Genomic DNA, 19,385 nt, shown 5'->3' on the forward strand with positions numbered 1-19,385 from the left:
GGAATCCTAACGCTGTTTCGGGCCTATCTTTGCTTCGGATCCAGCGCGTCGCGCAGGCCGTCGCCCAGAAGGTTGAAGGCGAGGCTGACGAGCAGGATGGCGCCGCCCGGGAAGGCGACCAGCCACCAGTTGTCCAGCATGTAGCGCCGGCCGGTGGCGATCATCGCGCCCCATTCCGGCAGCGGCGGCTGGGCGCCGAGGCCGAGGAAGCCGAGGCCGGCCGCCGTCAGGATGACGGTCGCCATCGACAGCGTGATGCGCACCAGGACAGAGGGAAGGCACATCGGCATGATCGACTTGACGATGATGCGCAGCGACGACGCCCCCTGCATGCGCGAGGCCGAGATATAGTCCGCATTGCGGAAGGTCAGCGTTTCGGCGCGGGCGAGGCGGGCGATCGGCGGCCAGGCGGTGAGGCCGATGGCGATGATCGCGTTCTCGAGGCCGGCGCCCAAGGCCGCCACGAAGGCGAGCGACAGGATGAGGCTCGGGAAGGACAGGAAGATATCTGTGATGCGCATCATGATCGTGTCGTACCAGCCGCCGAAATAACCGGCGGTCGTGCCGACCAGAAGCCCGATCGGGCCGACGATGACCGAGACGATGGTGATGATCGTCAGGCTGATGCGCGTGCCGTAGATGATGCGGCTCATGATGTCGCGGCCGAGCTCGTCGGTCCCGAACCAGTGCTCGGCGCCCGGCGGCTTCAGCGCGTTGCTCAGATTGATGACGTTCGGGTCATAGGGCGCGATCAGCGGCGCGACGATCGCCGTCAGGAGCAGGATGGTGATCACCACGAGGCCGAAACCCGAGGACGGGTTGCCGAGAAGCTCGCGGATGACAGCGAGGAAACGGCGGAAGGCCGAGTTGGGATTTGAGCGACGACCGGACATAACGGCATCCTGCATGGAAAGGGATTCTGCGGCCATATCAGCGCGTCCTCGGATCGAAGATCTTATAGAGCGCGTCGGAAAGCAGGTTGAGCGCGATGAAGATGATACCGACCAGAAGCACGCAGGTCATCACCGCGTTCATGTCGCCGATCAGCATGTTGTTGGTGATGTACTGGCCGAAGCCCGGCCAGGAGAACACCGTCTCGATCAGCACCGCGCCTTCGAGCAGGCTGCCATAGGCAAGCGCCACGATCGTCACCAGCTGCACGCGGATGTTCGCAAATGCGTGGTGCCAGATGGTGCGGCCCTTCGACAGCCCTTTCACCCGCGCCGTGGTGACATATTCCTGGTTCAGCTGGTCCAGCATGAAACTGCGGGTCATGCGGGTGATATAGGCCATCGAGGAATAACCGAGGATGCTCGCCGGCAGCAGCAGATGGTTGACCGCATCCCGGAAGACTTCCCAGTCGCCGGCCAGCATCGCGTCGATCAGCAGGAAGCCCGTCGTCTCCGGCACCAGGCCGATATAATAATCCGACAGACGGCCGCCGCCGCCGACCAGATCCAGTGCCGCATAGAAGATGATCAGGCCGATCATCCCGGTCCAGAAGATCGGCATCGAATGCCCGATGAGGGTGAGGAAGCGGATGACATGGTCGACCGGCCGGTTGCGGCGCACGGCCGCGAGAATGCCGAGCGGAATGCCGAGCCCCGCCCCGACGATGATCGCGAAGGTCGCAAGCTCGATCGTCGCGGGCATGACATGCAGGATGTCGTTGATGACGGGCTGCCCCGTCCGGATCGACGTCCCGAAATCGCCGTGCAGCAGATCGCTCACATAGCGAAGGAACTGCTGGTAGAGAGGAAGGTTCGCGCCGATCCGTTCCGCGACCATGTTGTATGTGGCCTGGTCGGCCTCTTCGCCGACAATGGCGCGGACCGGATCGACCGGCATCAGTCGCCCGATGCAGAAGGTCAGGATCAGCAACCCGACAAGGGTTGCCAATATGGTGCCGGCCTGCCGCGTGAAAGCGGTGAGACGCTCGTTGTTCATGGGGCTTCCTCAAGATCGTACCGGACGCCGCGGCGCATCAGCATTCTACGCCGCGGCAGCCGACGTTTATCGTTCTTTTTTGACCGTGCGAAGCTGGGTCGACCAGGACGGGTTCAGTTCGAGACCCTTGATGTCGGCCCGGAAGCCCACACTGTCGACCACTTCGGAGAAGGGCTGGATCGCCGGGACGATATCCGCGTAATAGGTCTGGATGTCCTGGTATTCCTTGATCTGCTTGTCCTTGTTGCCTTCGACGAGAGCGTCATCGATCATCTTGTTGATCTTCTCGTCATAGAAGGACGTACGCCAGCCCTGGAAGTTCGTGAGCTTCGCCTCGTCCGCATTGTTGGGATTGTAGACGATGGCGCGGAAGTTCGAGTCCGGATGCGGCAACTGACCGCCGCCGCCACGGCCGACGAGAAGCTCGTACTTGCGTTCGCGCATCGCACCGTAGATCTGGTCGCCGGAACCGGTGACGATCTCGGCCTTGATGCCGGCCTGCGCAAGCGTCGCCTGGATGGCGGTCGCAAGGCTCATGAACGGCACGTCGGAAATGGCGCGCAGCGAGGTCGAGAAGCCGTTCGGATAACCGGCTTCGGCAAGCAGTGCCTTGGCCTTGGCGATGTCGAGCTTGTAGCCTGCATTCGGCAGGGCTCCGAAGATGCCCGCCGGAACGGGACGATCGCGCAGCTTGCCGAAATAGGGCAGTACGCTGTCGTTCAGGCCCTGGTAGTCGATGAGATAACGCAGCGCCTCGCGAACCTTCGGCTTCTGGAACTTCTCGTCCTTCATGGAGACGGCGAGGTAGTAGAAGCCGCTGCCGCCATTCGTCTGGATCTTGACGTCCTTGCTGCTCTCGAGCGCCTTCAGATCGGCCGCCGACATGGAATAGGCGATATCGATATCACCCTTTTCGAGCATCAGCCGCTGGCTCTGCGATTCCGCCAGATGGCGCATCATGATCCGGCGCATGGCCGGCTTTTCGCCCCAGTATTTCGGGTTCTGCTCGAGCGTGACGCGCTCGTTCGACTGCCACTGGCCAAGCGTGAACGGACCGGAGCCGGCGGAGTTATTGGTAAGCCACGCCGCACCCATGTCGCCGTTCTTGTCGTGCTCCATGACCGTCTTCATGTCGAGGATGGAGCCCGGGCCGACGATGCCGAGCGTCTGCACGATGACCTGCGGATCGACCTTCTTCGGCAGCTTGATGACGACCGTGCCGTCGTCCGGAGCGGTGAAGCTCTGATCGGCATTGGCGGCAGAAAAGCCGTGAGTTTTAAGGAATGATGCCTGCGCCAGATTGAGCTTCATCAGCCGCTTGAAGGACCACACCACATCCGCCGAGGTGACCGGGTTTCCGGAAGCGAACGTCGCCCCCTTGCGCAGCTTGAAGGCGATCGAGCCGTTGTCGTCGGCGATCGTCCAGCTTTCCGCCAGCTGCGGATTGACCTGGGCGCGATTGACCGCGTCGAGCGCCACGAGGTTATCATATATGTTCGTCAGAACCTGTACGGTCTCCTTGCCGGTAATGGCAGCGGGATCGAGCGTCAGGATATTGGTCATAGAGAAGCCGACGACCAGCATGTTGGGCGGGGTTTCGGCATAGGCGGGCTGGAAAAGCAGTGTGGAACCGAGCAATACGGGTCCCATCATTCTCAGTAGCGGCTTCATGGCCGATCCTCCCTTGGGTCGCCGGTTCTCCTCCCGGCAGATGGATAATGCGATCCAAGAGATATGATGTCTTACGACACGTGTCAATCCGAAATGCCGCTTTCGCCCATTCTTGGCGAACTCGCTGTGCGGATGTCACGGACGTGGAAATAGGTCACGAGACTATCGCCCGTCGAGGGGATGCCGCTGCCGTTTCGATGGGTGGTCCCGTGCTGGAGAAACGCCGTCGAGGAGATCGGGGAAAACGCCGGCTATCACGGCCGCGCGGGAGGTCCGGCGTGGCGGGTGCCGGGTCTCTCTTTTCGGCTCTGCCCTATGCCGCCTTGCTGAACGACCTGCCGCTCTTGTTCAGGTAGGCATCGAACGCCGAAGCCGCGGCTCTGACGATGAACCGGTGATCCTCCGAGACCTTGATAAATCCTCCCCGGCGTTCGATCAGCCCGTCCCGTTCAAGCTCGTCCAGGCGATCGTTGCTCCCAAGGAGAAGATCGGCATCGAAGCCATGCGCCGCCGCAAGCGCGGAAATGTCCACCGCGAAGTCGCACATCAGCCTCTCGATCACGTCGCCGCGCAGACGATCCTCCGCGGTGAGGTGGTAACCCTTGGCGACCGGCAGTTCGCCTTTCGACACCCGGGTCGCGTAGAGGCCCGGCGGAACCTCGTTCTGGACATATCCCTGCGGCAACCGGCCGATCGAGGATGCGCCGAGCCCGATCAGGGCCTCGCAGGCATCCGTCGTGTACCCCTGGAAATTCCTGTGCAGCCGGCCTTCGGCCTGCGCAACGGAGAGGTCGTCGCCAGGCAGGGCGAAATGATCGAGGCCGATCCTGACATAGCCTGCCGTCACCAGGGCCTCGGCGATCGCGGATGCCTGGAGCGCACGCTCCCGCGCATCGGGAAGCGCCGCCTCGTCGATGAGCCGCTGGTGCTTCTTGAAGCTCGGGATATGCGCATAACCGAAGACGGCAAAACGATCCGGCCGCATGCTGACGGCCGCTTCGACAGTCTCGACACAGGATTCGACCGTCTGGAACGGCAGCCCGTAGATCAGGTCGAAGTTGATCGCGTCGATCTTGTTGTGGCGAAGGTGCTCCACCGTCTCCATCGTCGTCTCGACGCTCTGGATGCGGTTGATCGCCTTCTGGACCCTCGGGTCGAAGCTCTGAACGCCGAGGCTCGCGCGGGTGACGCCCGACTGTCCGAGCGCCGCCGCCATTTCGCCGGTCAAGGTTCGCGGATCGATTTCGACCGCCGCATTGACGCTGCTCGCGAAACCGAGACGGTTGCGGAACGCATCCATCAACGCGATGAATTCCTCCGGCCTGATGACGGTCGGCGTGCCGCCGCCGAAGTGGATTTCCCCGACGCTGAAACTGTCGGCTCGAGCGGATGCCAGAAGCTCGATTTCCCGGTGCAATGTCTCGATATAGTCGAGAATGGGCCTGTCGCGCTCGGTGATCGTGGTATGACAGCCGCAATACCAGCACATCGACCGACAGAAAGGGATGTGAACGTAGAGCGAGGTCGGCTGTCCTTCGGGGAACCTCCTGAGCCAGGCCGGATAATCGAGTGCGTCGAACTCCGTGCTGAAGTTCGGAGCCGTCGGATAGCTCGTGTAGCGCGGCAGCCGTGCATCGCCGTATTTCTCGATTATCGCTGCGGACATGTCGAACTCCTTCAGTTTCCTTCGGAAAGCTTCTAGCTGCCCGGCGCCCGCCTCTCCTTGTGCAAAATCAACGACGGCGTCCCGTTTCTGCAGAATATTCGTGCCGCCGCAATTTTTCCCCAGGCGCGCCGCTGCCAGGTCATCAATGCGGCCGGGATCGGACAGGCCGATGCGCCGCTTGAAGGATGAAGACCGTTGGTTCGAAGGTCGACCGGGGTCAGGGCGCGATTTCCATCTCGCCCTCCATCCTGGTGATCTCGAAATCGCTGATGATCACGTCGAGGCGAAGTCGCCACCGCCCCGGAACGGGAAGTACGATATCGGGCACAGTCCAGCCGTCCCCGCCTTTCTCGGCCTTCCGCCTGATCGGCTCGATCCCCGCCCCCGGGTTCGACAGCACAACCGTCACTTCCTGGGGATCGAATGGAGATCCGTCACTTTTGGCGATCACTGCGGATATCGCGACCGCCCCTACCCTGCCCGGCGTGATCCTGACGTCGGCCACGGCCTTGCTGGTCTGCAACGTGGCCACGGCGGTCCTCTCGACTTCGGCGATCAAGGTGCGCGGGGGCGGCGTGAAGCGCCATGTCGCAGCCACCGCGAAGATGAGGAGCAGGACGACGGTTTCCACGGTGATCGAACGAACGAGCAGACGGATCGCGGCCGGTTCTCCGTTTTTCGAACCCGCCGTGAGTTTCCATCGGTTGACGGCCGCCAAGGCCAACAGCAGGACGAGCAACCCGAACTTGATGAGGAATACGATCCCGTATGCCGTCGTAACCAGTCCAGCCGGGGTGCGGACTTGAACGACGGCGAGCACACCGCCGGCCAGGGAAAGAACCAGGACGGCCCATGGGATGAAGACCGAGAAGCGGTGCAATGCCGCGCCGGCCGCTTCTCCGCCTTTTCTGAACTCGGCCCGAAGCGGCAGCAATGCGCCGGCCCAGATCGCTATCGCCGCGACATGCAGGAAAACCGCCGGACGCATCAGCCATTGCGGGTCTGCCGCGCTCGCATGCCCGCTGAGGCAGAGGGAAAAAGCCGCGGTTACGAGAGCCGAAATCGATATCCAGCGCGCATCCCTGCCCCGGCCGCTGGCCAGAGCGAGCCCCGCAAGCGCCAGGGCCGCGACCGCGAAAATGACCGTCGGTCCGAAACTCGTGGCCATTCCGGCCTTCCAGACAGTCGGCGTGAAGAACCGTGAAACGGGCTCGCCCACCGTATCTAGACCCTGAAAGCCCGCCGAAAGCAGGGCACCTGCAAAGCCGGCGCCAAGGATACCCGCAATCTGCCTCAGCGCCTTCCCGGAGCCGTCCGCGAACCAGTGGATGGCAAACGCGCCGCCTACCCCTAAAAAGACACCGACATAGAGCGCGACCTTGCCAATCCAGAGGCCGGCGCGGACCGGCCAGTCGATATCGGCGGCAGCGCCCCGAGGGTTGGCGTTCGGTTGCCCGATCGAGAAGACGACCGAGCCGCCGATCGGGTGACCATCTTCTGAAACGACCCGCCAGGACAGGATATAGCTGCCGTCCGAAAGGTCGCCGGGCGGCATGATCTCGACCGCCCTGTCCTTCAGGACGAAGCTTTTGAGAGTGGCCGTACTGCGGTCCGGCCGCGTGAGCTTGAGGCTGGTCGGCGAGACTGGCTCGCTGAACGTCAGGGTTATCACGCGCGGGGCCGTGGACACGACCGAACCATCGCGCGGCTCGGTCGTGTTGAGGGACGCATGGGCGAATGCCGCCGCCGTCATGACCGACCACAGCAGGATCGCAGACACGAAACGCTGCAGAGCGCCGATCGGTGAAAGTGCCTTGTAGCAAAGCGGCGCCATCGGCCTTCATGCTCCCCGGGGTGGATCGATCGCTTAGTTGCCCGTCTTCTGAAGAAGCTTTACCCCCGGGGCAGGGAGTTCAAGGTCCGACGCCTTCTGGCCTGCGGCCGGCACTTCGATCCAGCGCTCCTTGAGGCCTTCCGGGCATTCCTGGATCACCGGGAAATAGAGCATGTCGCCGGCTTTCAGATCGGCCGCAATCGTGCCCCGCAGGACGAACTCGTCATACTCGTCGTCGCCGAGGTTGCCGCCGCTCCAGACGACTTCCTTGACCCCTTCGGTGACGGGAGAGCCGTGATTGTCATAGGCCTTGGCATAGGCGCCCTTGACCTTGTCGAGCGTCCAGCCGGCCTTCGGCTGCGGCTTGACGCCGTAGAAACCCTCCGGAATCTGGACGCGCACGGTGTTCGTGGGCTTGCCTTCGCAACCATGCGGCACGCGCAGCACCGCCTTGTAGGTCGATCCTAGAGGCGCTTCCTTTCCTTCCAGGGTGACATGCGCCAGAGCGGCGGTGCTGCCGACCACGAGGATGGCGGCGGTTGTAGTGATTTTCTTCAACATGTGACTCTCCATGCTTGGCCGTGCGTTGGACGGCCTGATTGTCAGGTGACGGGCTGCCAGGAAGGCGCCGGTCCGGGAGTGGATTGATGGTTTGAAAAAGCGATCCTGCCCGTGCTCCGATACGGCCGTTGGCCCGGGGGCGCGACGCACGGCTTTTGCCGCGGCATCGCCGTTTGGCCGGAGCGAATTTACGAAACAGAGAGCGGCCCGACTTGGAGCGCTTTGCGATCAGGCCGCCTGGGGCGGCGCGCGAGGATTCCGGGGGGAGGTTTCGGGACGTTCGAAGGGACCTGTATCCGCTTCGATCGGAACCGGCCTGGAGTTGGCCTCCAGCCGGTTGCTCAGGAAATTGTCGGAAAGTTGCGGTGCGAGTATCGGAGCGAGAACGCTGCATGCCTGCGTGCAGCACTCGGGCAGTTTCGCGCCGTCCTTGTGATCGGATTGGCCGCTACCGCCGGCATGGGTAATGCAAAGCGGGTTTCCAAAATCATCGACGAGGGGCGTTGCGACCGCTGAGCCGAGAAGGATGGACCCAAGCACCATCTGCACGACGAGCGCGTAGGCCGCGATCGACGAGAGCATAACGCTCCAGGCTGGTGCTCTGCGGTTTCTCACGATCCCCTCATTGGTTGGCGGCCAGCCACGGATGTCCATCTCGACGCCTGTTATTGGCACGGCGCAGTCGGGTCTGTCTATGCGCCTTTCCGCCACAGTGTTCCTTGATGCGCCTCAACTCCCGGCCTGTACCGGCGCATGGCCCTCCTACTCCTAGATCGCTTCGGTCGCCTCGATCCGGGCCGCCCTGCGGGTGGCGTGAATGAAGGCGAGTACAAAACCGATCGCCAGCAGGAGCACGATTGTCGGGGCCGGGGCACTGTCGATGAAGAAGGACAGGTAGACGCCGCCGAACGAACCGGTCACGGCAATGGCGACAGACAGGAGCAGCATGGTGCTGAACTTGCGGGTCAGGAGGAAGGCTATGGCTCCTGGCGCGATCAGCATGGCAATCGAAAGAATGATGCCGACCGCCTGCAGGGCGCCGACGATCGTCAGGGAGATGAGAGCGAGAAGACCGTAGTGCAGGAAATTGACCCTGAGCCCAACGGCCCTTGCCTGCGCCGGATCGAAGGCGTGCAGCAGGAAGTCCTTCCATTTCACTCCGAGAATGCCGACCGTGATCGCCGCTATGACGGCCGCCTCGCCGATGTCACGCCAGGAGACGCCGAGCATGTCGCCGAACAGGATGTGATCGAGATGCACGTCGGACTGGATCTTCACATAGAGGACGAGGCCGAGCCCGAACATGCCGGCGAACACGATGCCCATCACCGTGTCCTGCTTGATGCGGCTGTTTTCCTTCAGGAAGCCGGTAGCGATGGCGCAGAACATGCCGGCCACGAAAGCGCCGATCGCCAGAGGCATGCCGACGATATAGGCGATCACCACGCCGGGAAACACGGCGTGGCTGATTGCATCGCCCATCAGCGACCAGCCCTTCAACACAAGGAAGCACGACAGAAGCGCCATCGGCACGGCCATCAGCACCGAGATTACCAGCGCGTTGACCATGAAGCCGAACTGGAAGGGCGAAAGAAGCGTATCGACGATGATCATGGTGCCGCCTCCAGTGCCTGGGCTGCCCGCCTGCGTGCGGCCAGCATCCCGTGCTTCGGCGCCAGGAAGAATGCGATCAGGAAGATTGCCGTCTGCAGCACCACGATGATGCCGCCGGTCGCCCCGTCCAGGAAATAACTCGCATAGGCGCCGACGAAGCTGGTGATCGACCCGATGATCACCGCCAGGACGAGCAGGCGCGGGAAACGGTCGGTCAGGAGATAGGCGGTCGCCCCGGGCGTGACCACCATGCAGACGACCAGGAAGGCCCCGACCGTCTGGAGCGCAGCAACCGTCGAAGCCGACAGCAGGCTGAAGAAGACGATCTTGAGCACGGTGGGATTGAGCCCGATCGAGCGGGCGTGGCTCTCGTCGAAGAAGGTGACCATCAGGTCCTTCCATTTGACGAGCAGGACAGCCAGCGACACGAAGCCGATGATGGCCAGCTGCAGCGTGTCCTCGGGCGTGATGGCGAGGATGTTGCCCAGCACGATCGTCTGGATGTTCACCGCCATGGGCTTCAGCGACACCATGAACAGCCCCAGCCCGAAGAAGGAGGAGAAGATCAGGCCGATAATGGCATCCTCCTTCAGCTTGGTGCGCTGGTTCAGGAAAAGCATCGCGGCCGCGGCGAGCCCCCCGGAGAAGAAGGCGCCTATCGAAAAGGGAAGTCCAAGCATATAGGCGGCTGCCACGCCGGGAACGATCGAGTGCGAGAGCGCGTCGCCGATCAGCGACCAGCCTTTCAGCATCAGGTAACAGGACAGAAAGGCGCAGACACCGCCGACGAGGGCCGAGACCCACATGGCATTCAGCATATAGTTGTAGGTGAAGGGTTCGGTAAGAACGGCGATCATTCGCGTCCTCCGTCTTTCTCGTCCGATGCGCGTGTCGTCGCCTTCCCGCCCCGAAGCACCAGGGGCCGCTCGTCGTCGCTGATCAGGCCGATCGACGTCGGCCTTCCGTTCTGCGCCTCGCTGAGCACAAAGTGACGCAGCACGCCACCAAAGGTCTTTTCCAGGTTTTCCTGCGTGAAGGTCTCGACCGTCGGCCCATGGGCGAGCACCGTCCCCTTGATCAGGATGGTCCTGTCGCAGAATTCCGGCACCGAGCCGAGATTGTGCGTCGAGACCAGCATGACGCGGCCCTCGTCGCGCAACTCGCGAAGCAGGGTGATGATCTGGTCCTCCGTCTTGACATCGACGCCGGTGAACGGCTCATCGAGCAGAATGACGCGGCCGTCCTGCGCCAGCGCGCGGGCCAGGAAAATCCGCTTCTTCTGCCCGCCGGACAGCTCTCCGATCTGGCGCTTGCGGAACTCGCTCATGTTGACGCGGGCCAGCGCCGTCGCCACCGCCTCGTGATCGGCGGCTTTTGGAATGCGCATCATGCCCATATGGCCGTAGCGGCCCATCATGACGACATCCTCGACCAGCACGGGAAAGTTCCAGTCGACCTCCTCCGACTGCGGCACATAGGCGACGAGGTTCTTGCGCAGCGCCTCCTTGACCGACATGCCGAGCACCCGGATGTCGCCTTTCGCCAGGCGTACAAAACCCATGATCGCCTTGAACAGCGTGGACTTGCCGGAGCCGTTGACCCCCACCAGCGCGGTGATGGTGCCCTGCGGGATGCGGAAGCTCGCATCCCGCAGGGCCGTATGGCCATTGCGGTAGGTCACGGTCGCGCCATCGACCATGATGCCCTCCTCGTCAGAGCCGGAAGCGGCATGGATCGGCCAACCAGGTTGAGCATTCATTGGAGACACCCTCTTTAAAACGATGGATGCACCCGCCCACCGGGCGGGTGCGAACAGGCACAGGGCCAGGGATCAGTGCGAGGCGGCAAGGCCCTTGGCGATGGTATCCGAGGTCACTTTCAGCAGATCGATATATGTCGGAACCGGGCCGTCGGCCTCGCTCAGCGAGTCCACGTAAAGAACGCCGCCGTACTTGGCGCCGGTCTCCCGCGCCACCTGCTCGGCCGGCTTCGACGAGATCGTGCTCTCCGAGAAAACGACCCCGATCCGGTTCTTGCGAACGGCGTCGATCACCTTTCGGACCTGCTGCGGCGTGCCCTGCTGGTCGGCATTGATCGGCCACAGATAAAGTTCCTTCAAACCGAAATCGCGGGTGAGATAGGAGAAGGCGCCTTCGCTCGACACGAGCCACCGCTTGTCTTCCGGCACCGCGGCGAGTTCGGCCTTGATGGGATCTACGGTCGCCTTGATCTTCTCCTTGTAAGCTTCCGCATTGGCCTTGTAGGTCGCGGCATTCTTCGGATCGTACTTCACGAAGGCGTCGCGGATGTTATCGACATAGATCAGCGCCGCGGTGGGAGACATCCAGGCATGCGGGTTGGGCTTGCCCTGATAAGGCCCTTCGACAATGCTCATCGGCTCGACGCCTGTCGAGACCACCACGCCCGGCACGTCCTTCAGGTTCTGAAAGAATTTCTCGAACCAGAGCTCGAGATTGAGCCCGTTCCAGAAGACGAGCTTGGCGCCCTGCGCCCGCTGGATGTCGCCAGGCGTCGGCTGGTAGTTGTGGATTTCCGCACCGGGCTTGGTGATGGATTCGACGACCGCGACGTCGCCGGCGACGTTTTTCGCGATGTCGGCGATCACCGTGAACGTCGTCACCGCCTTGAACTTCTCCTGCGCCGATGCCGGCATGACCGCCAGAACGGCGGCGAACGCCGCCCCCATCATCCCGGTCAGGATCAGCCGTCGTTCCTTGTCGAGCATGCACGTCTCCTTTTGCGAATAGGACTTAGTTGCAGTCAGTGATCCGGGTCGCCTCGTCGCAATGAGTGACCGTCTGCAACCACGATGGGCACTCTCGCCATCTCATATTCTGCAATTGCGAATGAATTGCAACAAGGATTCGCAACAGACGCCGAAATGATTGCGGCCTTGCCTGACGAGAAGAGGTGGCCGTACTGGCAAGACAGGTCTGCGAGGAATCTCGCGACCTGCAACCCGCGGCCACGATACGGATCCTTAATCTATTGCGCGAAGATAAATGCTGGGTAACGCATTGCTGGCATTCCATCCGATCTGGACAACCGTTATTCTGGCTGAATCCATCAAGGACAACGACCACTGGAGCAGCTCCGTCAACCGAATGTCTCTTCAACTCCGCGCCCACCGAGCCACGATCGCCCCTCATCTCAGGATGGCAGCGGCTGGCACCCTCGCCTGCGCAGTCGGGGCGATCGGGGTCGTCTGGATATTGAGCCTGGTATTTCAGGAGCGTCCGCTCTGGGTGGAATTGACGGTCGTCGCACTGGTATCGGCCGTTGTTGCGTTTCCGCTTCTGTTTACGATTTATCGACGCAACGAAGCGCTTCACGACATTCAGAAGCAACTTCAGCACGCACTGACCCACGATCCCGTTACGGGTACTCTCAGCGCCAATGCATTTGCGACCTCGGTCGAACATGCGATGGACCGCAGGCGCGTGACCGATGGGGAAAACCCGGACGGCATCATGCTCGTTCTCAAGGTCGGCAATCTCGATGAAGTCGGCCGCCGCTATGGTCCGCAATGGGCAGACACGCTGCTTCAATCGCTTGTCCGGATCGTGCAGTCTTCCGTGCGCTATGGCGATCTCGTCGCTCGCCTCGCCTCCGACGAACTAGGGATCTATCTGCCGGGCGCAACACCGGAAAATACCAGGGAGATCTGCGACCGCATCCGCGCGCAGATCCGCGAGACCACCTTTGCAGCCGGGCAGGAGCGCCAGATATCCGTGGCGTTGCGGCTGGGCGGGACCAGGGTCGAGGATCAGGCCGACTTCCAGTCGCTCCGCGAGGCCGCCAACCGCGCCGCTCTTGCAGAAGAAGAGGCCGGCCCGCTCCTGTTCCGTGAAGTGTTTTCATAACGCGGGGATCGCGTTTACACGCGCGGCGTCCCGGACAATCCGCCCCACGACCTCGTCGAGTGACTGCTGCCAATGCGGCATAGTCCAGCCGAATGTCGAGGCGAATTTCGTGCTGGAGAGTTGCGTATTCACCGGGCGGGGCGCTCGCGCAGCAAATTCGGCGGCTTTTATGTCGCGAACCTCCGCCCATGGCCCCCCACCGGCCCGGCTTGCGGCGAACGCACGACGCGCGAAGTCTGCCCATGAGGTCGTGCCTGTCCCCGCGAGATGGTAGGTCCCGTATGCCGCGCCCTCCCCCATGGCGACGACGACCCCCAGAATAGCATCGGCAATATCGAGTGCCGCCGACGGATTCCCCTGCTGGTCCGCAACGACTGCGATTTCCTTGCGTTCACTCGCCAGCCGCAGCATGGTTTTTACGAAGTTCGTCCCGAACGGGCTGTAGACCCAGCTCGTCCGCAGGATGAAATGACGGGGCGCCACCGCTGCCACGGCCATTTCGCCGGCAAGCTTGGAAGCGCCGTAGACATTCAGCGGCGCCGGCGTGTCCGTCTCATGGTAACCGCCCTGCTTCCTTCCGTCGAAGACGTAGTCGGTCGACAGATGGACGATCGGCACTCCGAGACGGGTGGCCGCCTCGGCGACTGCCCCGGCACCGGTGCCATTGATCCTATAGGCCAGTTCCGCTTCATCCTCGGCCCGATCGACGGCGGTATAGGCCGCGGCTGAAACGACCAGGTCGGGGCGCGAAGATGCCAGCGCCGGCCAGACGGTCTCCGGCCGTGCCAGATCGAGCTCGGGGCGCCCCAGGGTGAACACCTCGACATCGGGCCGCCGCCCTGCCCGCTCCGCCAGACTGAGAGCGACCTGCCCCCCTTTGCCGGTTACCGCAATCCTCATGCCGGGAGCCGCGAACGTTCGCCAGGACACCCCACCTGCGGCTTCGACCCGAGCTCCCGCTCGATTTTCAAGGGATCGGCGGCTTTTCCCCGATGGCGTCGAGGATGGTCGGCGGGATCAATGTCCCGGGAGGCCGGCACGGAGCGAAATTGTTGGGTCAGCTTGTCGATGGTGACGACACGCTCGGCGGCGCCTGCCACGAGATGGCGGCAGACCGCGGAACCGGTGAAGGCCGTGCCGCCGGTGACAAGAATGCGCGCGCCCGCCGTCGCCATCACACGGTCCCTTCGAAAACCGCTGCACCCGCCAGAAGCGGTGCATTCTCGTCCTTCGCAGACATTCGCAGGCGACCGAGATCAACGGGCCAGTCTATGGCGATTTCGGGATCATCGAAGCGGATAGCCCGGTCATGGTCAGGCGAGTAGAAATCGCTCACCTTGTAAAGGACCTCGGTATCCGGCTCCAGCGTGACGAAGCCATGCGCGAAGCCCGACGGAACCAGAATCTGGTTGCCGGCCGCGGCGGAAAGTTCGATCCCGAGCCATCTCGCGAACGTGGCCGAACCCCGGCGTACATCGACCACGACGTCGAACGCGCGCCCCCGCACCACCCTGACGAGCTTCGCCTGGGCCCGCGGCGGCAACTGATAGTGCAGCCCGCGCAAGGTACCCGCATGGGCGGAGTAGGAATGATTGTCCTGCACGAACGTCGTCTCTATGCCGTTCGCAGCGAATATCCCCGCATTATAGGTTTCGACGAAGAAACCACGTCCGTCATCGAACCTGCGGGGCGTCAGTTCGAGGACATCCTCGAAACCAAGGCGGCGGATCTCAAGCATCCGCGAGTTCCCTGATACGCCGCCGAAGGTAGGCGGCGTAGTCGGTCTTTCCCATCGTGTCGGCGCGGGCCAGCACCTGGTCCGCCGACAGATATCCGAGTTCATAGGCGATCTCTTCCGGGCACATGATCTTCACGCCCTGCCGGCACTCGATCGTGCGCACGAAGGATGCGGCGTCGTGCAGGCTCTCATGCGTGCCCGTATCGAGCCATGCGTAACCACGACCAAGACGGCGGACATGAAGGTCGCCGCGGTCGAGATAGGCACGGTTGACATCGGTGATCTCCAATTCGCCCCGCCCCGACGGCAGGACCGAGGCCGCGATGTCAAGCACGTCGTTGTCGTAGAAGTAGAGCCCGGTGACCGCCCAGTTCGACCGCGGCGCGACCGGTTTTTCCTCGATCGACTCGGCCCTGCCGGTGACGGCATTGAAGCTGGCCACGCCGTAGCGGCTCGGTTCGTCCACATGGTAGGCAAAGATCGTTGCCCCGGCTTTTTGGGCGGCTGCATCACGGCAGATCTCCGCCAGGCCCGCCCCATAGAAGATGTTGTCGCCCAGAATGAGCGCGACCGGGCTGTCTCCGACAAATTCGCGACCGATGACGAAGGCTTCCGCCAATCCGTTCGGCTGCGGCTGCTCGGCATAGGTGATCGAAAGGCCGAGCGCACTCCCGTCTCCAAGCAAACCCTCGAACAGCGGTTTGTCCCGCGGCAGCGTGATCACCAGAATGTCGCGGATGCCGGCCAGCATGAGTGTGCCGAGCGGATAGTAGATCATCGGCTTGTCGTGAACGGGAAGCAGTTGTTTCGAAACCGAAATCGTCACGGGATAGAGGCGTGTGCCACTGCCGCCCGCCAGAATGATGCCCTTCATGCGGTGTCTCCGGTTGCGGTTGCCAGGCCCGTTGTTGCGATCATCGCGCCAAGCCTCCTGCGGAAGCCGGGGCGATCGCTGCCGCGCCGGCCGGGCTCAGCGCACCGCAGCGCCAGACGCTGTAGGCGGGTTGCGTGTCCCAGTCGTAATAGAAGGCGGCCTCCAGCCTTTTCTCTTCCATCAGCTGAGCGAAGGCGCCGCGCACGGCACGAATTGCGCCTTCCCGTTCCCGGTCGTCGATCGGGCAGGCGCGCGCCGTGTTGGCGATCCCCCATTCGGTCACCCAGCACGGCCTGCCGGTGGCGCCCCGCGGCTGACAGAAGTCGAGCAAGGCCCTTACGTCCCTCATGAGCGCAGCGTCGCGCTTGCGGCCGGGATAGACGTGGATGCCGTAGGCATCGACCACGTCATCCAAACCCTTTTCGCGAAGCAGCGAGACCACCTCGCCGGGATCGAGCCGCTCCATGCCGCGCCCGTCGGCCTCGCCGACACCGACGTCGGAAAGGCCGGCGGAGACGACCGCTGCGCCACGGCTATGCACCGTTGCCCGCAATTCCTCGCGCGTGATCCTCACGGCCTCGACATAGACATCGAGCCCCCGCTCAAATGCATCCCGGTCCGCAATCTCGGCGGCGCTTCGCGGCGTGCGCCCGCCTGGCTTGTGGTAGACGAGAAGATCGCCGTTATAGGCACTGTAATTGATCTCATTTCCAGGCTCGACCGCATCGAGACGAATGCCCTTGTCGTCGATCGCCTGCAGCGCGGCGCGCAGGCCCGCGCGGAAGCGACCTGGATCGAGGTCCGAAAGCCTGTAGACGTCCCAGATGCGGCCGAAGCCGCTTCGGGGACGGGCGCCCTGCGGATAATAGTCCTTGTTCCCCAGCTGGATCTCGAGCAGAATCCGCAAGCCCAGCCGATCCGCGATCTCGATGGCCTCTATGCTTTTGTTCACCGGCCTCGACAGCGAAAGCCGGACATGGGTCACTCCGCCCGCCGCCATCTCTGTCAGTACGCGCTTCTGGTCGTCGCGCGAAAGCCAGGCGAGGTTCACGCGGTTGATGCCGATACGCTCCGGCGACGTCTCGCTCGCGGCGACCGGCACCTGAACAAGGATAAGGACTATCGCCAGCGCCCGGGACAAAGCCCGGCGCGCCCTCATCCGACCGTATTGCCGCCTAGAGACCAATTTGCTTGAGAGCATTACGGAAATTGACCTCGCAAGCGGAATAACGGTCGATTACGGCCTGCGTGTCGATCTTGCCGAGGAAGTTGGCGAGATAGGCGCGCTTGTCCGCCTCCCTGTTCCAGGTGGACGCCTCGATATAGGGGAAGCCGATGAATTCCAGCATCTCCCGCATGCGGTCATCGACCGCGATCATGAGCGCAGGCGTGCCTGCCTGCATGCCGATGATGCAGCCGTGGAAGCGGCGGCCGAAGCACAGATCGCGCTCCGACATCGCCCCGCGCCACTGGTTCGTATCGAAATAGACCAGCAGTTCGTATTTCCGCTGCCATTTTTCCGAATGCTTGTACTCCGTCTCTCCAGTGATGCGCCCGCTCGACCGGTCATAGGCAATGCCGTTGTCGTCGCCGGTGAGCGAGAGGCTGTAGGCAACCAATTCGTCCTGGACGACATAGCTTGCGACGCTGTCGGGCTTGAGCAGCGCGTGGGCATCGACGATCGTATCGGCGACGCTGCCGAGATAGCCGCCGAAGGCGATCTTCTGGGCTTCCGCCAGTCCCGGATTGGCAAGCGCCGAAAGCGAACGCTTCATGTCGTTCGGCGAGAAGTAGAGCGACGGGCAGCCGGTCGGCTTGACGAACTTCATCCCCTGCTCCCGGAGGAATTCGGCGGTGAAATAGCCGCGCGTCAGGAAGAAGCTCTCCTTGTTCCGCAACACCTCCAGGAACTTGAGCGTGCCGGCCGGCAGCTGATCCTTGAGGCCTTCCTTGCGCTGGATGCCGATACCCATGACCACGACCGGCATGTTCAGCTTCGCGAAGATTTCCGCTTCGAGATCGGCGGAATAACCGGGGCGCAGCAGATTGGCGGAGGCGAAGACGCACAGATCGAACTCGCGGTTCACACGCTCGTAAAGCTCGTTCGACTCCCGGTTGTTGGCGAGATGCCAGAACGGCAGATAGGTGACGTCATGACCGCGCAGGCTCTCGGCCGCTCCTTCGCCGATCAGGTAGTTGCCGGTGTTGGCGATCTTCCTGACCTGCGCGATCAGGTCTTTCTTGGTCCTTGTTTCGTCGAAATAGGGCCGATGGATGACGGTCGTGCCGGAGACGTCCCCAATCGTCCGCTGCAGATAGGATGGAATTCCCGTTAGCAAGATACGCATAACTATCCTTTGAACCGAAAAATGACAGTGCTGGGCCGCTAGAGACCGATGCCTATTTCACGAAGTGTGGTGCGGAAGGCGCGCTCCCGGTCGGAATACCGGTCGACAAGTTCGCTCGTGTTGAGCTTTGCCAGATGATCGGCCACGAACTCGGCGCGGTTCTCCGCCTTGTCGACTTCCGTGATGTCGACGGCCGGCAGACCGGTAAAGCCCAGCATCTCGCGCATGCGGTCGTCCACCGCCACCATCAGGCTCGGTACGGCCGCCTGCATGGCGATGATCGAGCCGTGGAACCGACGGCCGAAATTGAAATCCATCGATGAGGCCCAGCCGCGCCACTGGTTGTTGTCGAAGAAGGTGCGGACCTCGAACCGCTGCTTCTCGCGCTCGGTGCCGGGATAGGCCAGGTCACCGATCATCAGGCCCGAGGCGGAATCATAGACGCGTCCCTCGTCGTTAGGCTCCACCTTCATATCGAAGTGGAGGAACTCGTCCTGCACGACATATTGCGGCACGGTGTCCGGCGGGGCCAGCGCATTCGCATCGAGGATCGCATCCTGGTTTCCACCGAGATAGCCTGAAAAGATTGTCCGCGCCTTGCCGATCTGCACGCCGGACAGTTTCCTCATGGACCGACGCATGTTGTCCGGCATGAAATAGACGGAAGGGCAGCCGGTCGGGCGCACGAAGGAGAAGCCCTGGTCCTTCAGGAACCCGGCCGACTCGTAGCCGCGTGTCAGGAAGTAGTGCTCACGCTCCTTCAGGACGGCCAGAAGCCGCTTCGTTCCCTCCGGAAGGTTGTTCTCGAGGTCCTTGCGATTCTGCAGGCCGATGCCCAGCATGACGATCGGCATGTTGAGCCGGCTTAGGACATCCGCCTCGGCGTCGGCGGAAAGCCCCTTGCGCAAGAGGTTCGCGCAGGTGAAGACGCAGATGTCGAAGTTGGCGTTGAACTCGTCGAAGCCATTGCCGCTCTTGCTCAGATTGTAGAGATGCCAGAAGGGAACCTGCTTCGCATGCGGCGCAAGCGCACGCAGGGCGCCCTCACCGATGAGGTAGTTCCCGGTATTGCTGATATTGTGCAGCTCCTGCAGAAACTCCTCTTTCGTTTCCGGTTGCTTCTGCCGCTCCGCATAGGAGACGGACAGGTCATGGGCGCCGTTGGCAAGGCGCGTGTAGTGACCGGGAATACCCGTCACGAGAATTCGCGGACGCATTCGACTAGACCTTTCTGTTTCAAAGAAGCGG

At 62.6% G+C, this 19,385-nt stretch carries 19 protein-coding genes; 1 reads left to right on the plus strand and 18 read right to left on the minus strand.

What is annotated here, in order from left to right; translation table 11 throughout:
- Positions 1 to 23 precede the first annotated feature (23 nt).
- From ACSQ8R_RS16600 to ACSQ8R_RS16650, 11 genes are all read right to left on the minus strand, one after another.
- A complete protein-coding gene (locus tag ACSQ8R_RS16600) occupies positions 24 to 929 on the minus strand; it encodes an ABC transporter permease (protein ID WP_436254399.1) in 906 nt (301 codons plus the stop codon).
- Between the two features lies 1 nt (position 930).
- Positions 931 to 1,947, minus strand: a complete 1,017-nt coding sequence (locus ACSQ8R_RS16605; RefSeq protein ID WP_436254400.1) for an ABC transporter permease — start codon at positions 1,945 to 1,947, stop codon at positions 931 to 933.
- Between the two features lie 66 nt (positions 1,948 to 2,013).
- On the minus strand, positions 2,014 to 3,618 hold the full coding sequence (locus ACSQ8R_RS16610) for an ABC transporter substrate-binding protein (protein ID WP_436254401.1): 1,605 nt from the start codon (positions 3,616 to 3,618) through the stop codon (positions 2,014 to 2,016).
- Between the two features lie 313 nt (positions 3,619 to 3,931).
- Positions 3,932 to 5,284 (minus strand): oxygen-independent coproporphyrinogen III oxidase, encoded by a 1,353-nt coding sequence (gene hemN, locus ACSQ8R_RS16615; RefSeq protein WP_436254402.1) that lies wholly within the window; start codon positions 5,282 to 5,284, stop codon positions 3,932 to 3,934.
- 217 nt (positions 5,285 to 5,501) lie between these two features.
- Positions 5,502 to 7,118, minus strand: a complete 1,617-nt coding sequence (locus tag ACSQ8R_RS16620) for a copper resistance CopC/CopD family protein (protein WP_436254403.1) — start codon at positions 7,116 to 7,118, stop codon at positions 5,502 to 5,504.
- 33 nt (positions 7,119 to 7,151) lie between these two features.
- Entirely contained in the window at positions 7,152 to 7,679 is a 528-nt protein-coding gene (locus ACSQ8R_RS16625) for a YcnI family copper-binding membrane protein (RefSeq protein ID WP_436254404.1), read from the minus strand.
- 228 nt (positions 7,680 to 7,907) lie between these two features.
- Entirely contained in the window at positions 7,908 to 8,294 is a 387-nt protein-coding gene (locus ACSQ8R_RS16630; RefSeq protein WP_436254405.1) for a hypothetical protein, read from the minus strand.
- A 153-nt stretch (positions 8,295 to 8,447) separates the two neighbouring features.
- Positions 8,448 to 9,293 carry a metal ABC transporter permease gene (locus ACSQ8R_RS16635; protein WP_436254406.1) on the minus strand — a complete coding sequence of 282 codons (846 nt, stop codon included), beginning with the start codon at positions 9,291 to 9,293 and terminating at the stop codon, positions 8,448 to 8,450.
- Entirely contained in the window at positions 9,290 to 10,150 is an 861-nt protein-coding gene (locus tag ACSQ8R_RS16640) for a metal ABC transporter permease (protein ID WP_436254407.1), read from the minus strand. The genes ACSQ8R_RS16635 and ACSQ8R_RS16640 overlap by 4 nt, the downstream gene beginning before the upstream one ends.
- A complete protein-coding gene (locus tag ACSQ8R_RS16645; RefSeq protein ID WP_436254408.1) occupies positions 10,147 to 11,052 on the minus strand; it encodes a manganese/iron ABC transporter ATP-binding protein in 906 nt (301 codons plus the stop codon). The genes ACSQ8R_RS16640 and ACSQ8R_RS16645 overlap by 4 nt, the downstream gene beginning before the upstream one ends.
- A gap of 72 nt (positions 11,053 to 11,124) precedes the next feature.
- The gene (locus tag ACSQ8R_RS16650; RefSeq protein ID WP_436254409.1) at positions 11,125 to 12,039 is read right to left on the minus strand and encodes a metal ABC transporter substrate-binding protein; all 915 of its coding nucleotides are present in this window, start codon (positions 12,037 to 12,039) and stop codon (positions 11,125 to 11,127) included.
- A gap of 277 nt (positions 12,040 to 12,316) precedes the next feature.
- Here ACSQ8R_RS16650 and ACSQ8R_RS16655 point away from each other — a divergent pair, with 277 nt between their 5' ends.
- Complete coding sequence (locus ACSQ8R_RS16655; protein ID WP_436254410.1) at positions 12,317 to 13,177, plus strand: GGDEF domain-containing protein; 861 nt, start codon at positions 12,317 to 12,319, stop codon at positions 13,175 to 13,177.
- On the opposite strand, the gene rfbD is transcribed toward ACSQ8R_RS16655, so the two are convergent.
- The 7 genes from rfbD to ACSQ8R_RS16690 are packed head-to-tail and all read right to left on the minus strand — an operon-like array spanning position 13,172 to position 19,354.
- Positions 13,172 to 14,077 carry a dTDP-4-dehydrorhamnose reductase gene (gene rfbD / locus ACSQ8R_RS16660; RefSeq protein WP_436254411.1) on the minus strand — a complete coding sequence of 302 codons (906 nt, stop codon included), beginning with the start codon at positions 14,075 to 14,077 and terminating at the stop codon, positions 13,172 to 13,174. The genes ACSQ8R_RS16655 and rfbD overlap by 6 nt on opposite strands.
- Positions 14,074 to 14,352 carry an NAD-dependent epimerase/dehydratase family protein gene (locus tag ACSQ8R_RS16665; protein ID WP_436254412.1) on the minus strand — a complete coding sequence of 93 codons (279 nt, stop codon included), beginning with the start codon at positions 14,350 to 14,352 and terminating at the stop codon, positions 14,074 to 14,076. The genes rfbD and ACSQ8R_RS16665 overlap by 4 nt, the downstream gene beginning before the upstream one ends.
- Positions 14,352 to 14,915 (minus strand): dTDP-4-dehydrorhamnose 3,5-epimerase, encoded by a 564-nt coding sequence (gene rfbC, locus ACSQ8R_RS16670; protein ID WP_436254413.1) that lies wholly within the window; start codon positions 14,913 to 14,915, stop codon positions 14,352 to 14,354. Before rfbC ends, ACSQ8R_RS16665 begins: the two co-directional genes overlap by 1 nt.
- On the minus strand, positions 14,908 to 15,789 hold the full coding sequence (gene rfbA / locus ACSQ8R_RS16675) for a glucose-1-phosphate thymidylyltransferase RfbA (RefSeq protein ID WP_306875880.1): 882 nt from the start codon (positions 15,787 to 15,789) through the stop codon (positions 14,908 to 14,910). The genes rfbC and rfbA overlap by 8 nt, the downstream gene beginning before the upstream one ends.
- Before the next feature lie 40 nt (positions 15,790 to 15,829).
- Positions 15,830 to 16,948 carry a glycoside hydrolase gene (locus tag ACSQ8R_RS16680; RefSeq protein ID WP_436254414.1) on the minus strand — a complete coding sequence of 373 codons (1,119 nt, stop codon included), beginning with the start codon at positions 16,946 to 16,948 and terminating at the stop codon, positions 15,830 to 15,832.
- 16 nt (positions 16,949 to 16,964) lie between these two features.
- A complete protein-coding gene (locus ACSQ8R_RS16685; RefSeq protein WP_436254415.1) occupies positions 16,965 to 18,137 on the minus strand; it encodes a polysaccharide pyruvyl transferase family protein in 1,173 nt (390 codons plus the stop codon).
- A 38-nt stretch (positions 18,138 to 18,175) separates the two neighbouring features.
- Positions 18,176 to 19,354 (minus strand): polysaccharide pyruvyl transferase family protein, encoded by a 1,179-nt coding sequence (locus tag ACSQ8R_RS16690; protein ID WP_436254416.1) that lies wholly within the window; start codon positions 19,352 to 19,354, stop codon positions 18,176 to 18,178.
- Positions 19,355 to 19,385 lie beyond the last annotated feature (31 nt).

Source organism: Neorhizobium sp. LjRoot104 (assembly GCF_964253725.1).
Classification (GTDB): Bacteria; Pseudomonadota; Alphaproteobacteria; order Rhizobiales; family Rhizobiaceae; genus Neorhizobium.

Coding starts and splice junctions, on each gene's coding strand:
- ACSQ8R_RS16600 (WP_436254399.1), bottom strand. CDS start 929: ATGGCCGCAGAATCCCTTTCCATGCAGGATGCCGTTATGTCCGGTCGT.
- ACSQ8R_RS16605 (WP_436254400.1), bottom strand. CDS start 1,947: ATGAACAACGAGCGTCTCACCGCTTTCACGCGGCAGGCCGGCACCATA.
- ACSQ8R_RS16610 (WP_436254401.1), bottom strand. CDS start 3,618: ATGAAGCCGCTACTGAGAATGATGGGACCCGTATTGCTCGGTTCCACA.
- hemN (WP_436254402.1), bottom strand. CDS start 5,284: ATGTCCGCAGCGATAATCGAGAAATACGGCGATGCACGGCTGCCGCGC.
- ACSQ8R_RS16620 (WP_436254403.1), bottom strand. CDS start 7,118: ATGGCGCCGCTTTGCTACAAGGCACTTTCACCGATCGGCGCTCTGCAG.
- ACSQ8R_RS16625 (WP_436254404.1), bottom strand. CDS start 7,679: ATGTTGAAGAAAATCACTACAACCGCCGCCATCCTCGTGGTCGGCAGC.
- ACSQ8R_RS16635 (WP_436254406.1), bottom strand. CDS start 9,293: ATGATCATCGTCGATACGCTTCTTTCGCCCTTCCAGTTCGGCTTCATG.
- ACSQ8R_RS16640 (WP_436254407.1), bottom strand. CDS start 10,150: ATGATCGCCGTTCTTACCGAACCCTTCACCTACAACTATATGCTGAAT.
- ACSQ8R_RS16645 (WP_436254408.1), bottom strand. CDS start 11,052: ATGAATGCTCAACCTGGTTGGCCGATCCATGCCGCTTCCGGCTCTGAC.
- ACSQ8R_RS16650 (WP_436254409.1), bottom strand. CDS start 12,039: ATGCTCGACAAGGAACGACGGCTGATCCTGACCGGGATGATGGGGGCG.
- ACSQ8R_RS16655 (WP_436254410.1), top strand. CDS start 12,317: ATGCTGGGTAACGCATTGCTGGCATTCCATCCGATCTGGACAACCGTT.
- rfbD (WP_436254411.1), bottom strand. CDS start 14,077: ATGAGGATTGCGGTAACCGGCAAAGGGGGGCAGGTCGCTCTCAGTCTG.
- ACSQ8R_RS16665 (WP_436254412.1), bottom strand. CDS start 14,352: ATGGCGACGGCGGGCGCGCGCATTCTTGTCACCGGCGGCACGGCCTTC.
- rfbC (WP_436254413.1), bottom strand. CDS start 14,915: ATGCTTGAGATCCGCCGCCTTGGTTTCGAGGATGTCCTCGAACTGACG.
- rfbA (WP_306875880.1), bottom strand. CDS start 15,789: ATGAAGGGCATCATTCTGGCGGGCGGCAGTGGCACACGCCTCTATCCC.
- ACSQ8R_RS16680 (WP_436254414.1), bottom strand. CDS start 16,948: ATGAGGGCGCGCCGGGCTTTGTCCCGGGCGCTGGCGATAGTCCTTATC.
- ACSQ8R_RS16685 (WP_436254415.1), bottom strand. CDS start 18,137: ATGCGTATCTTGCTAACGGGAATTCCATCCTATCTGCAGCGGACGATT.
- ACSQ8R_RS16690 (WP_436254416.1), bottom strand. CDS start 19,354: ATGCGTCCGCGAATTCTCGTGACGGGTATTCCCGGTCACTACACGCGC.